This is a genomic window from Sporosarcina cascadiensis, assembly GCF_009650995.1.
Taxonomy (GTDB): domain Bacteria; phylum Bacillota; class Bacilli; order Bacillales_A; family Planococcaceae; genus Sporosarcina; species Sporosarcina cascadiensis.
The window spans coordinates 34,931-48,661 of record NZ_WHVV01000007.1 but is presented as its reverse complement, the minus strand read 5'-3'; the positions used below and the strand labels follow the sequence as shown (position 1 = coordinate 48,661).

At 46.5% G+C, this 13,731-nt stretch carries 12 protein-coding genes, 1 pseudogene and 1 riboswitch; of the genes and pseudogenes, 8 read left to right on the top strand and 5 right to left on the bottom strand.

Translation table 11 applies throughout. From position 1 onward, the window contains the following. Window positions 1-20 precede the first annotated feature (20 nt). A riboswitch (TPP riboswitch) is annotated at window positions 21-119 on the top strand. Window positions 120-177: 58 nt separating this feature from the next. After that, entirely contained in the window at window positions 178-942 is a 765-nt protein-coding gene (locus GDZ68_RS09145) for a 3-oxoacyl-ACP reductase (RefSeq protein ID WP_153722091.1), read from the top strand. Window positions 943-1,487: 545 nt separating this feature from the next. Continuing rightward, window positions 1,488-1,772, top strand: coding sequence for a hypothetical protein (locus tag GDZ68_RS09140; RefSeq protein ID WP_153721986.1), 285 nt, complete (start codon window positions 1,488-1,490; stop codon window positions 1,770-1,772). Window positions 1,773-1,830: 58 nt separating this feature from the next. Here the strand turns inward: GDZ68_RS09140 and GDZ68_RS09135 are convergent, their stop codons facing one another. Genes GDZ68_RS09135 through GDZ68_RS09125 form a run of 3 tightly spaced genes read right to left on the bottom strand, consistent with a single transcriptional unit; the run spans window position 1,831 to window position 5,385 of the window. Continuing rightward, window positions 1,831-3,501 carry an acyl-CoA dehydrogenase family protein gene (locus tag GDZ68_RS09135; protein ID WP_153721985.1) on the bottom strand — a complete coding sequence of 557 codons (1,671 nt, stop codon included), beginning with the start codon at window positions 3,499-3,501 and terminating at the stop codon, window positions 1,831-1,833. After that, a complete protein-coding gene (locus GDZ68_RS09130) occupies window positions 3,498-5,003 on the bottom strand; it encodes a class I adenylate-forming enzyme family protein (RefSeq protein ID WP_153721984.1) in 1,506 nt (501 codons plus the stop codon). The genes GDZ68_RS09135 and GDZ68_RS09130 overlap by 4 nt, the downstream gene beginning before the upstream one ends. A 4-nt stretch (window positions 5,004-5,007) precedes the next feature. Beyond that, entirely contained in the window at window positions 5,008-5,385 is a 378-nt protein-coding gene (locus GDZ68_RS09125; RefSeq protein WP_228551061.1) for a MerR family transcriptional regulator, read from the bottom strand. Window positions 5,386-5,684: 299 nt separating this feature from the next. Between GDZ68_RS09125 and GDZ68_RS09120 the strand changes: the two genes are divergently transcribed. Genes GDZ68_RS09120 through GDZ68_RS09100 form a run of 5 tightly spaced genes read left to right on the top strand, consistent with a single transcriptional unit; the run spans window position 5,685 to window position 10,648 of the window. Beyond that, a complete protein-coding gene (locus GDZ68_RS09120) occupies window positions 5,685-6,785 on the top strand; it encodes an ABC transporter ATP-binding protein (RefSeq protein ID WP_153721983.1) in 1,101 nt (366 codons plus the stop codon). Next, the gene (locus tag GDZ68_RS09115; RefSeq protein WP_153721982.1) at window positions 6,782-7,699 is read left to right on the top strand and encodes a carbohydrate ABC transporter permease; all 918 of its coding nucleotides are present in this window, start codon (window positions 6,782-6,784) and stop codon (window positions 7,697-7,699) included. The genes GDZ68_RS09120 and GDZ68_RS09115 overlap by 4 nt, the downstream gene beginning before the upstream one ends. Then, window positions 7,696-8,508: a carbohydrate ABC transporter permease gene (locus tag GDZ68_RS09110; RefSeq protein ID WP_153721981.1), complete on the top strand. Its 813-nt coding sequence runs from the start codon at window positions 7,696-7,698 to the stop codon at window positions 8,506-8,508. Before GDZ68_RS09115 ends, GDZ68_RS09110 begins: the two co-directional genes overlap by 4 nt. 21 nt (window positions 8,509-8,529) lie before the next feature. After that, window positions 8,530-9,867 carry an ABC transporter substrate-binding protein gene (locus tag GDZ68_RS09105; RefSeq protein ID WP_153721980.1) on the top strand — a complete coding sequence of 446 codons (1,338 nt, stop codon included), beginning with the start codon at window positions 8,530-8,532 and terminating at the stop codon, window positions 9,865-9,867. A gap of 25 nt (window positions 9,868-9,892) precedes the next feature. Further along, complete coding sequence (locus tag GDZ68_RS09100; protein WP_153721979.1) at window positions 9,893-10,648, top strand: glycerophosphodiester phosphodiesterase; 756 nt, start codon at window positions 9,893-9,895, stop codon at window positions 10,646-10,648. Between the two features lie 88 nt (window positions 10,649-10,736). Here GDZ68_RS09100 and GDZ68_RS09095 read toward each other — a convergent pair. Together GDZ68_RS09095 and GDZ68_RS09090 are read right to left on the bottom strand one after the other, a co-directional pair. Beyond that, a pseudogene (locus GDZ68_RS09095) lies at window positions 10,737-10,943 on the bottom strand (2Fe-2S iron-sulfur cluster-binding protein); the annotation flags it as partial. A 342-nt stretch (window positions 10,944-11,285) separates the two neighbouring features. Continuing rightward, window positions 11,286-11,726 (bottom strand): CoxG family protein, encoded by a 441-nt coding sequence (locus GDZ68_RS09090; protein ID WP_153721977.1) that lies wholly within the window; start codon window positions 11,724-11,726, stop codon window positions 11,286-11,288. 290 nt (window positions 11,727-12,016) lie between these two features. Between GDZ68_RS09090 and GDZ68_RS09085 the strand changes: the two genes are divergently transcribed. Continuing rightward, window positions 12,017-13,702: a methyl-accepting chemotaxis protein gene (locus GDZ68_RS09085; RefSeq protein ID WP_153721976.1), complete on the top strand. Its 1,686-nt coding sequence runs from the start codon at window positions 12,017-12,019 to the stop codon at window positions 13,700-13,702. Window positions 13,703-13,731 lie beyond the last annotated feature (29 nt).

Genomic DNA, 13,731 nt, shown 5'->3' with positions numbered 1-13,731 from the left:
CTTACTAGACACATATATATAAAGATCACTAGGGGTGCCGATTGGCTGAGAGGAATTTATTCCGACCCTTTGAACCTGATTCGGTTAACACCGGCGGAGGGAAGTGGCGTTTTCTAAACGGCCTCTGACTCCCAGGGGTCTTTTTCTATGAAGTTATGTAAAAGGGAGCTGTATTCATTGGAATTAAAAGATCAGGTCGTATTAGTAACAGGAGCAAGCAGAGGTTTGGGCGCGGCCACCGCGAAAGCTTTCGGCGCAGCGGGAGCCAAAGTTGTAGTGAACTACTTCCAAAGTGAAGAGAAAGCTCAGAAAGTTGTCAATGAAATCGGTGCAGACCGCGCGATCGCTATGAAAGCAGATGTACGGAATCCAGAGGAACTGCAGTCGCTCGCTGAAGAGGCAAAAGCGCATTTCGGCAAGCCTATTACAACTGTTGTCAACAATGCGCTCATCGACTTTTCATTCAACGGAGATGACCGTGAAAAGCTCGATACAATCGACTGGCAGGATTACTTGAAGCAGCTCGAAGGCTCTGTCGGCGCAACATTACATACGCTGCAGGCGGTCAGGGAAGGAATGAATGAGCAGAAATTCGGACGCATCATCAACATCGGAACAAATCTCGTACAAAATCCCGTAGTGCCGTATCACGATTACAACACAAGCAAAGCAGCACTCCTCGGCATGACACGCAGTATGGCAAAAGAACTCGGACCGGACGGCATCACGGTCAACATGGTATCCGGCGGGTTATTATTGAAAACAGACGCAAGCGCCGCTACGCCGGATGCGGTTTTCGACATCATTAAAGCCAGCACACCGATCGACCGTGTTGTGACTCCCGAAGAAGTGGCGGATGTCGTAGTATTCTTCGCTTCCCCCGCAAGCCGTGCGATCACAGGACAGAACCTTGTGGTCGATGGAGGATTGGTGATGGATTAAAAGTAAAAGTATTACCCGGCTGTTCCGGAAGAGTCATGATCGTCTGGCTCTTCCAGGACAGCCTTTTTCATTGGCGGAATTTTTGGAGTGACTTTTTGGCAATGGTGCGGTGGTCGGCCTGTTTGGCGCGTTCGGACGGCGGTTTGGAGCGGCGCAAAGCCGTAAATGTGCGGCAGTCACTGTTTTTGGCGCGCTTCAGGAGCGTTTTGGTGCGGCAAACGGCTTTTTTGGTGCGGTTGGTTATGCTGCGTGCAAGGCAAATATCTAATTTCCTCAGCACACACGATGCGTAAATAAAACGGCCGTCATTTTAACCCGAATAGTTCAGCGATGCTCATGGACACCCTTCAAACGCTCATGGATCCGGCCGCGTGATCATAGCAATGCGCCAAGCGCTCATAGCGCCCCCGCACGTGATCATATTCCCCTGCCAAGTGATCATGAAGCCTCCGCAAATGCTCATAGCACGCAATTTCCCTGCCAAAACGGCACAGCTCTCCTTCAAATATCAACATAAGCTAGAAATGAAGGAGGTGCATACTTTTATGGCATCCAGAAAATTCAGACCTTGCAGCGGCTGTGACTCTCCCTCTGTTTCCCGGCCAGAAAAGAAATGTTACGAAGAACGGCATTTGGTCCATATCATCACCGATTTCCTGATGGGCACGCCTGTAATACTCACACTGATTGATTCAAAAGATACGAAACGAACCGGCTATTATTTAGATTTCAACCGCAGCACACGAACCGTTCATTTCCAGCCCGCCGGAGATACCACTGTTAATGAAATCCCGTTGTCCGAAATTTGTACGATGAAATATCGGACCTGACCCTCGTGATGAATACAGGAAAAGACAGCAGAGCATCAGACTGCCCTGCTGTCTTTTTTCACATCATTTCATCAAAATACTCCACCGTTTTCATCGGTCCGCCAGACTTCCGCAAGTTCCATGTATTTTCCATAAATATTTCCGCCAGCTTTTCATACTTCCCGCCGTATTTATCCGCCCACTCCAGCGTCACAACACTTTCATACAGATCAGACATCCGTTTCATCCAATTTTTCGCTTCGAACGTCTGCAGTGCCTGATCATAACCTGCAAATGCCGTGAGTCCTTCTTGCTGATCAGCGAGCTCTGCCGCCAGCACCTGCTTCCATTCATTGTCGGCAAGCGTCGTAATACGGGATTTCATTTCTTCAATAAATAATTCATGCACGTTATATTTCGAAACTAAACGAATCAGCTCCAGCGCCAGAATATTCGCCGTGCCTTCCCATACCGTCAATACCTGTGCATCCCGCAACAGACGCGGTGTCACAAAGTCTTCGATATAACCATTGCCTCCATGCATCTCAATCGCTTCATGCGAAAAATGAATCGCCTGCTCAGCCGTTTCTTTCTTAATCAGCGCAATGAAAAGCCGGTTCAGCACCTGTTCGCGCTCACTCGCCTTGCCATCCGTGACATTCTCATACAGCTTAATAAAATCAAATACCGTTACCGTTTCTGCATGCAGTTTCGCACGGAGCCTGCCAAGCGAATCGCGCACCATCGGATAATCCGTCAATCGCCGTCCGAATGCGTTTCTGCGGCTGGCATATGCATTGGACTCAAGTAAAGCTCTGCGCATGATGCCCAGTGAAGCGACGGCATTGCAAATACGCGACAGATTCAGTGCTTCGAGCATATAAGCAAGCCCTCTTGCCGGATCTCCTACGACGTACGCGACAGCTCCCTCAAACTCCACCTCGCCGGAAGGCACTGCGCGCACGCCAAGCTTATCTTTCAGACGGCGTACGCGAAGATGGTTCAGCTCCCCGTCTTCATTGCGCCATGGAACCGCAAACAACGTCAGGCCCCTCGATCCTTCCGGGGCACCTTCCATCCTCGCTAACACCATTGCCACGCCCGCCATCCCGGCATTTGAGGCGAAATATTTTTCTCCGTACAGACGATATCCGCCGTCTTCCATCACCACGCGCACAACATTTGCGCCGACATCTGATCCGCCCTGGCGCTCTGTCAAAAACGTCGCTCCTTCGAATAAAGGCATATCACCCGTCGCGCAGACATGCGGCAGGTAGCGTTCTTTCACTTCATCGTCAGCAAAATGATCAAGCAAATACGCTGTTGCCATCGTCAGCGTGACAGGACAGTAAAAACCCGGTTCCGCATGCGAGAGGAGATACCCCTGCGCAAAGCTGTATGTGTAATTCCCCTTATGGCCGAGCCCGGGAATCTCTTTATGAACATAGCCGACAATTCCCGTACCGTACGTTTCCTGTACTGTTTTCTTATAGCCTTCATTGACCCATACTTCAGAAACCTCTTCACCGAATTTATTATAGCGAAGCAAACGCGGCTCACCTTCCCGGTCGGTATACGCTGCACGCTCGTCAATTTCATTGGCGCAAGCCCTTCCAAACTCGTCAAGTTCCCGTAATGCATAATCAAGAAACGGCCCTTGCAGCCGCTCCCGCAAAATCAATTCCAGCGTTTCGTCGCCCCTGAAAAAGTTTCCCGTTTCATAATGATCAGTATTCTGTAACACTTTCATCGTGCAAATTCTCCTTCCCGCAATGGCTGTTTGAGAATTTTCCCCGAGGCATTTCGCGGCAGTGCTTCCACTTGCTCATAAATGCGCGGTATTTTGAATGAAGCCAAATTCTCCTTCAGATAAGCCTGCAGATTACCTGCATCGATTTCACCCGAAGCCGCAAAGACCGCCTTCACCGTCTCTCCCCATTCGGTATGCGGCACACCGACGACGGCAACTTCCGTCACGCCCGGGAACTGCACAATCAACTCTTCGATTTCCTGTGGATAAATATTGACGCCTCCGGATACAATCACATCTTTCTTGCGGCCGACAATCCAATAAAACCCGTCTTCATCTTCCAGTGCCAGATCGCCGGTACGCAGCCAGCCGCCGTAATAAGCTTCTTTCGTCGCTTCTTCATTTTTATAGTAGCCTAGCATATTTCCTTCACCCAGCAACACGATCTCCCCAACTTCTCCCGCTGCAGCGTCTTGTCCCGTTTCATCAACAATACGAAGTTCCGTGTGCAGAGGTGCACGCCTTCCGATACTTCCCGCTTTCGTCTCATGCTCATCTGCCATCAACAGCGAACCGCTCGGACCTGCTTCCGTTAGTCCATACACACAAACCAAATGATCCGTACGGAACGCAGCTTTCACCTTCTTCACCTCATCAGCAGACAACGGCGCTCCACCATAAACCCACCATTTCATCGAGGATAGATCTGCTTCCTGCAGTCTCGGATTTCCTGCAGACAGCAGATAGGCAACCGGCGCGCCGAAGAAATGTGTCGTCTTCTCCTTCTCGACTGTATCGATGAACAAATCCGGCGTAAAAGTTGGTGTCAGCACCAGCGTCGCGCCCACATACACCCCCGCCATCAGAAACAAATGAAGCGGCGCCGAATGGCTGAGCGGCATCATCAGCAAAATGCGGCTTTCCGGCTTCATCTCCATTTCCACAGAAATCATGGAAGCGACTGTCAGGATATTACGATAGCTGAAGAGCACTCCTTTAGGGCTCCCTGTCGTCCCGGACGTATATAAAATAGTAGATTCATCATCTTCTTTCAACTCACAAACTATCGGCGTCTTGTCGCCCTGCTTCAATAATTCATGGAAATCCAGCCAGCCGTCAGCCACTTGCCCCGTCTTAATTTTCAATGAAGGCGCTTTCATTTTTTGAGCCGCTTCGAACACCAATTCATGCGCGATCAGCACCTCAGCGTCCGCATGCTCCAAAATAAATTCCAGCTCTTTTGCAGTCAGCTTCACATTGATCGGTACAACAATCGCACCAATTCGCTGCGCAGCAAAATAGGAGATGACAAACTCGTCAACATTCGGTAAGAATAACGCGACTTTTGCTCCCGCTTTGACACCTTGGCTTCGAAGCGCATTGCCAAATTGATTCACCTGCTGATCCAGCTCTTTATACGTAGTCCGTTTTCCCATACTGATCACTGCTTCAGTGTTTGGATACTTCCTGGCATTACGAGACAATAACTTTGAACTGTTCATCTATTCATTCCCCCTTCGAATTCTCAAGCTTTTGCTGGAACATCCTTTGCAGCTGCCGCATTTCAGACTTCATTTGCTGCAGCTCACTAATTTTCAGATCGATTTCTTCAATCCGCCGTTCGCCGTATTCAATCGTTCGCTCAAGCTGTTTTCGCCCCGTGCGATCCTTATCGAACAGCAGAATCATTTCTTTAATCTCATCCAATGAAAACCCATATTTCTTGCCGCGTACAATCAGTTTTAATTTGGCCAATTCAGATGAAGTGTAAAGTCTTTGATTGCCTTCTGTACGGACAGGTGATAACAAACCAATTTCCTCATAATAGCGGATTGTCCTAGTTGACACTTCGAACAATTCCGCAGTCTCCCGAATCGTTTTCACCTCGCATTCTCCTTTCTTCTCTTTCCATAATGATAGCATTGACGTTAACGTAAAGGTCAAGCCGGTAATTTAGATTTCCTTTCTGCTGCCAGTTTGAAAAATTCCTCTTAAACTTCAAACTATGTAAATTCAAACAACTACTGTATTGATAATCTCCTGTCCAAGACAAACGAGTAACATTCTTGGTCAGTATATTTTTTTATATTTACCGTTTCTTTACAATATCCTCACAGCCAATTTATAGCCTCTCAATATGAACCTAGTATGATCAATATCATATCCATAGGAGGTTGATATAAATGAAGGCAATCGACGTCAGGAACATAAACAAAGCCTATCATGGAGAAGCCATGGTACTTGAAGACGTTAGTTTTGAAGTACAGGAGGGTGAGTTTTTCGCCATCGTTGGTCCGTCAGGGTGCGGCAAAAGTACTCTTCTGCGGATCATTGCCGGTTTAGAAAATGTATCAGCCGGCACACTTTACATGAACGGCGAGGATATGGTCAATAGCCGGCCGAATGAACGGCAAATTTCAATGGTCTTTCAAAACTATGCACTCTTTCCTCATATGACCGTCGCCGAAAATATCGTGTTCGGTCTGCATGTCAAGAAGATTTCAAAACAACAGCAGAAACAGCGCTGTTTGGAAGCGGCTCGATTATTAGGTTTAGAACAGTTGCTGGATCGCAAACCGCGTGAGCTGTCCGGCGGTCAAAGGCAGCGTGTTGCATTGGGACGTGCAATTGCTTCTGAAGCTCCGATTTGTCTGATGGATGAACCTCTATCCAACTTAGATGCGAAACTTCGGTCGAAAATGCGCGCAGAAGTTCGTCAAATTCAGCGGCGGCTGGGGATGTCGATGATTTACGTGACACATGATCAGGTGGAAGCGATGACGATGGCGGATCGGATCATGGTGCTGAACGAAGGAAGCATCCAGCAAATCGGCCGGCCGCTCGATGTGTACAACTATCCACAAAATCAATTCGTCGCGACATTCATTGGCTCGCCTCCTATGAATATGACGAAGGCCACACTGAACGGCCAGCATATACAACTGACCGACGGGTGGCAAGTGGCTGCTTCGGGCTGGGAAGAAGGTGATGTATGCGCAGGTGTACGCCCGGAACATCTTACATATGCAGCAGAGGAGCCGCCTACATTCACTGCTGCCGTCGAGCATATTGAAATCCTTGGGACAGAAACATTGCTGATGTTCCGGATGAACGGAGAGCTGTGGATCGCAAAGTGGCCGGGACAATGGGATTTTCAGGAAGGCGAGGAGATTCCACTGAAAGTAGACGAAGAGCATATTCATTTCTTCCAACCCGGCACCGGCCGTCGTATCGACAAAAGAGTGCTGCCGGCGGACGAAATGTATATGGAGGCCGCATTATGATTGCGGTGAAAGACCAGATCCGCGTCAGACCAAAAAGTAAAAGACGTTTTTCCACCTTATTAGAAGGGCTGCTCTATTTGCTGCCGTCCATTTTACTTTTCGCAGTGTTCTTGTTTTATCCGATGTTCAAAACGATTTATTTAAGCTTATTTTTGACAGATGCACAGGGCAATACCCAAACTTTTGTCGGTCTGGAGCATTACATTCAATTATTTCAGTCGACTTCTTTTCTATCCAGTTTGAAAGCGACTGTTTTATTCGTCCTATATACTGTGCCCGCTGGTGTGTTATTGGCACTCGGCCTGGCATTGCTGGCGAATCAAAAGTTGAAGGGCATCGGATTTTTCCGCACCATTTTTTCTTCCACGATGGGAATGAGCGTCGCCGCTTCCTCCGTTATCTGGTTATTCATCTATAACCCGACGATAGGAATCGCCAATACGATCATCAAAACATTTGGAATGACAGAAATGCAATGGCTGCTCAACCCGGATACCGCCCTCTTGTCTGTGGCACTTCCGACTATATGGATGAATACGGGATTCAGCTTCCTGATTTTGCTTGGCGGCTTGCACAATATCGATTCTAGTTTGTATGAAAGCGGAAAGATTGCAGGTGTCGGTGATTTTTATTCCTTGCGTAAGATCACCCTGCCATTGTTGTCGCCGACGTTATTATTCATCGTTACCGTCTCATTGATCAATTCTTTCCAGACATTCGGACAAATTGATATTTTAACAAAAGGCGGACCGATGGAATCAACGAACGTCATTGTCTATTCCATTTTTAAAGACGCATTCGTCAATTTCAATATCGGCTCGGCCAGTGCGCAGGCAGTGATTTTATTCACCTTTATTTTAGCCGTCACGATTTTACAATTCAAATGGGGCGAAAAGAAGGTGCATTACCAATGACGATGAAAAAGAAAGTCATTTTGTATACACTGTTGACCGTTTCAGCGTTTCTGATGTTCTTCCCTATTCTGTATGCTTTTTTGATCAGCTTCATGCAAGGTGGAGAAGTGCTGAAGGGCCGCATTATACCGAGTGATTTTTCCTTCACCAACTACAGTGCGGCTATGCAAAAAGTGCCGCTGCTGCGGTATTTATTCAATAGTTTCGTCGTCGCATCACTGATCATGGCCGGACAAGTCATATTTTGCTGTCTCGCCGCCTTTTCGTTTACGTTCATTCCTTTCAAAGGACGTAATATACTCTTCCTGATTTTCATTTCCACCATGATGATCCCCTGGGAAGCCACCATGGTGCCGAACTTTCAGACGATACGTTCCCTCGGCCTGACCGATACGTATTTCGGCCTGTCCGTTCCGTTCTTCGCCATGGCATTCGGAACATTTTTGCTTCGTCAGCAATTCAAGACGATACCGCATGAAATGTACGAAGCAACCCAAGTGGCAGGCGTCAGCAGATTTCAGTTTTTATGGAAAGTGGTCTTGCCTGTTTCCAAGACGACATTAGTGACACTGGCAATTTACAGTTTTCTTACTGCTTGGAATATGTATTTATGGCCATTGCTGGTAACGAATGATGAACAGATGCGTACTGTACAAATCGGCCTGAAGCAAATGCAGTCCCAGGAAGTTTCCACAGAATGGGGCGTTGTGATGGCTGGAGCTGTGCTCGTTATTTTACCAACACTCATCCTATTATTTCTGGGACAGAAACGATTGCAGGAAGGCCTTACACGAGGCGCTATTAAATAATCGAACCGGGGGAATTGACAAATGAAAAAATCCAATATTCTTGTTACGCTGCTGACATTGATGGCTTTATTATTGGCTGCCTGCACTGGAGAAGAAGAGCCAACTAACGGAGGTGCCGTGCAGGCGGATCAACCAAAAGAGAAAACAGAAGTCGTATTCTGGCATGCGATGAGCGGTAAGCTGGAAGAAGTCGTCGACCAGCTTGTCGCTGATTTCAATGAACAGCAGGATGATATTAATGTGAAGGCTGTATTTCAGGGTACCTATGAAGAATCCATCACCAAATTCAATACAGTAGCCGGAACGAAAGATGCCCCGACCATCATGCAGGTGTTTGAAGTCGGTACGAAATATATGATGGATTCAGGAAAAATAGAGCCGGTCCAGAAATTCATTGATGCAGAAAACTACGATACGAGTAAATGGGAGCAAAATATCACGAATTATTATGCGGTGGACGGCGAACAGTATTCGATGCCTTTCAACTCTTCCACCCCAATCCTCATGTATAACAAAGATGCTTTCAAGGAAGCGGGACTAGATCCCGAAAATCCGCCAACTACGTATGAAGAGCTGGAAGAAGCGGCAAAAGCACTGACAACCGGAGAACAGTATGGATTTTCCATATTAAACTATGGCTGGTTCATAGAAGAGTTGATCGCTGCACAAGGTGGTTTATTCGTCAATGAAGACAACGGGCGTAAAGGCGATGCAACTGAAGCAGTATTCAACGGTGAAGAAGGACAAAAAGTCTTCCAATTAATCAGCGACATGTACGAAGACGGGACGTTCTATAATACGGGACAAAATTGGGATGATATCCGGGCCGCATTTCAGTCAGGGAAAATCGCCATGTATTTAGATTCATCCGCAGGAGTCCGGGATATCGTGGAGCAATCTTCATTTGAAGTGGGTGCGGGCTACTTGCCGGTGCCGGAAGCTGCCGATCGGGAAGGCGTAATCATCGGCGGCGCATCTTTGTGGATGGCGAACGGGATCGAAGAGTCACAGCAGCAGGCGGCATGGGAGTTCATGAAGTATTTGACTTCACCCGAAATACAGGCGAAATGGCATGTAAATACCGGCTATTTTGCAATTAATACTGAGGCTTATGAGCAACAGATCGTACAATCCGAGTGGGAAAAATACCCTCAATTAAAAGTCACGGTCGATCAGTTAGGTGACACGAAAACTTCTCTTGCCACGCAAGGAGCATTGATTTCGGTATTCCCGGAAGCACGTCAAAAAGTGGTCAACGCGATGGAAAGCCTGTACCAGGGGACCGATCCAATCGAAGCATTGAACCAAGCTGCTGAAGAAACGAATGAGGCACTTAAAATGGCCAATCGGAAAAAATAGCCGTTCAGGAAAGGAAGTAAAAGAAATGAAACAGCCAATGATCTTTGCACATCGGGGAGCCAGCGGGCAATTCCCTGAAAATACACTGCCTGCATTCGAGGAAGCGCGGAAAGTCGGAGCGGCAGGCATTGAATTGGATGTCCAATTGACAAAAGACGGCCAAGTGGTCATCATCCATGATGAAACACTGCAGCGCACTACCGACGGAACAGGTTATGTCCAAGATCTCACTTTACAGCAAATCAAGAAACTGGATGCAGGGAGCTGGTTCTCCCCTTCCTTTCAACATGAATCGATTCCTACTTTGGAAGAAGTGTTTCAATGGATGAAGAAAGACGGCAACAGCCTTCAGGTCAACATCGAATTGAAAAATAACGTAATCCATTACAAAGGACTGGAAGAAAAAGTGCTGGCTCTTATAGAAGCTTACCATTTAGAAGAACGGATCATCCTTTCCTCTTTCAATGCCCTCAGTCTGCAGCGTGTACGCATGCTGCATCCGACAATTGAAACAGGTTACTTAATAGCGGGCAAACCTGATAATGCTGTATGGATCGCAAATGAAATAGGCGCCAACGCTATTCACTGCCAACCGGTATACGCACTGTCCTCCTATGCGGATGAAGCAAAAAAAGCAGGTTTCCCGCTGCGTGTCTATACCGTCAATCGTATGGAAGAACTGGAAGGCTTGATGGAAGTCGGAATTGATACTGTTATGACGGATGAGCCGGGGAGTTTTAGTTATTCCTATAATACAGGTGCTCGGTCTCTGATTCGGTGATGTATAAGTAGAGAAGCCTTCTGACTCGGGTCAGAAGGCTTTTTGTACTACTCGACTCATAGGCTTTTCTTTTGCCACTGTTACACAGTCAGCTCTCTTTAACCAATTCTTTATTGAGTAGTTTCTCTACAGGTGCGCCAGACATTTCTTTTGCGACGGCTGCCACTGCTTTGACCGTTTTCTGATATCCCGTACATCTGCATAGATTCCCGTTAAGCGCTTGACGAATTTCATGTTCATTCGGTTCTGCGTTATTCTCTATTAAATCGATTGATGAAAACAGCATGCCTGGAAGACAGTACCCGCACTAGAAACTATATCCATCCCAAAATGATCTACGAAATAACGGGTTTTGTTCTTTTTGACCATCCCGATGACGCTGATTAAAAGAATCATTAATTTACTAAGGGTTATCGGTAGAATTGGAGCGGAATAAGACCTTCTCCTGCGAGAACAGCATGAGCCGAAAAACCTGAACCGAACGAAGCGAGGGAAACAGCTGAGACCGCCCGCAGAAAGCTCCTCAATTTGAAGCGCCAATCTACGACTTTATAGTAAATACGGGCCCAATTACACGATTTAATAAACTGATTAATAATTTTACCTACAAATTATTAATCAGTTACTCAAACAATCTCTAGTAATATTCAGATTGCTCTCCAACTTTCTTCGTCAATTCCTCAACTGTCTGCGGCACATAGTTTTTCATCATCGTGTTGATCATGGAACCCATCATGCCCTTCCCTTTAATATCGAGATAGCCCGTCAGATCGGTTGTCTGATCAGCTGCCTCATGCATTTCAAAAAATCCATTGCCGTCTAAACTTTCATTCAGTCCTTCTAAATTAAACGTAATCTTGGAAGGTTCTGTTCTCTCTGTTATATCTACCTGCAATACGATATTCTTCTGCAGCATTCCTAAATCAGCACGAAACTTCCAAGTAAACTGCTCTTCGCTGATGACTTCATGTTCAATGTATCCCGTGATGAGAGGCGCCCAGTTATTAATATCCTGCAAAAATTTCCAGACCTCTTCTTTCCGCTTTGAAATATGTATTTCCTGCGTACCGTTCGGCATCATAATTCCTCCGTTTCTATTATCAGTAATCTATTCATTATAGTACCATAGAAACAGAACACGAACAAACTATTCTGAATAAAACACTGCCGGCCTATTTAATTTAAAATGCGCATATTATTTTATGTGACTAATTTATTAATTTTTCAAAAATACTACCGATATACAGGTATATTGTGTCATACTTTAGTATGAGCAAAAGATTTTTTTGATAAGTTTCGAGAAAATTATTATCAAGTTTCAGTAAAGAGAATTTTAAATAGGTTTTTAGTCACGAAAGGGGTTATCTTATGACCATTGGAAAAAAGATTTTTGGAGGGTTTGGCGTCATGCTCGCTGTCTTGCTGATGTTTGCTTTCTTCAGTATTTCACAGCTGGCGAAGGTTACAGAGGACTATGAAGGCATGCTGGACACACAAGTTGACCGTGCAGATACAGCAAATAATATTTTGAAAGAAATGGCCATGCAAGGCCTTTATATCCGCGCTTATATGAGCGAGCGTTCGGATATTGCGCTGGAGCTGCTGCGGGAACACCAGCAGACACTGAAAGATGAAGTCAGCCACTTAGCTGATGTCGTACAGTCAGAACAAATGAAAGGACTTGTTCAGCAGGCAAACGATAACATCGCAATTTTCGATGCAAGCGCCGATAAAATCGTTGCTGCCGTCCAAGCAAAAAATTATGATTTAGCTGAAAAGATCATGGTGGAAGAAGGCAGCCAGGCAAGCATTGGTATTGAAGCCGCTGCTGAAGAAATCGCTGCTTATCAGAACGAAGAACTCGACAAAAAACGTTCCGAAGCACAGGCGGGCGCCGCTAAATCAAAACGTGCCCTTACGACTTCTACGATTTCCGATACAATTCTCGCAATCTTAATTGCCTTTTTCATTCATCGGACAATCTCAAGACCTATCAAGCGTCTGTCTGCTGCTTCCGCAGTTCTGGCAAGCGGTGATTTATCACAGGAAGATGTCCACGTGAAAGCGAAAGATGAACTTCGCGACCTGGCGAATTCCTTCAATACGATGAAGCATAATCTGCGGAATGTTATTAGCACAATCAACGACAACGCATTGCACGTCACTGCCTCCGCAGAAGAATTATCTGCAAGTACGCAGGAAGTAACGAAAGCATCGCAGGAAGTGAGCCGCAATATGGATCTGATTTCATCCGGCGCTCAAACATCTGCAGCTTCTGCAAAAGAAAGTTCATTGGCGATGGAAGAAACAGCAATCGGTGTGCAGCGTATCGCAGAATCTTCATTGCGTCTGAACACAAGCGCAGAAGAAACAGCAAAACTGGCCAGCGACAGCGAACAGTCCGTACAGCTTGCAAAAGATCAGATGGGCATCATTTACGATTCCTCTCATCTGACAAGCGAATTGATACAGCGTCTCAGCAAGCAAACTATCGAAATTGAGAACATCACAAAAGTTATCACAGATATTACCGAGCAGACGAATCTCCTCGCACTCAACGCTGCCATCGAAGCAGCAAGAGCCGGCGAGCAAGGTAAAGGCTTCGCTGTTGTTGCAAATGAAGTGCGAAATCTAGCAGAGCAATCCAAAAACTCCGCCAGCCAGATCGTCAAATTGACTGCGGATATTCAGTCAGATACTAAGAACGTCGAAGCTTCTGTAGCAGACAGCTTGAAAAATGCCGAGCAGGGTGTGCATGTCATTGATGACGCCGGCAAAGCGTTCTCGGCAATTGTTACAGCTATACAGGCAATGGGCGGTCAGATTGAAGATATTTCTGCCGCTACGGAGCAAATTTCCGCAAGTGCAGAAGAAGTGTCTGCTTCCGTTCAGGAGATTGCTTCCCAAGCGGACGAGGCCTCTGCCCAAACCGAGCAGAACTCCGGTGCTGTGCAAGAACAAATGGCCACGATCGAAGAAATCGATACAGTCGCTCGTAATCTAAGCGATCAGGCAATTGAGCTGCAGCAAGTTATTCAGGAATTTAAGATATAACAGCAAAAAGAGGATTCGGGATATTGCCT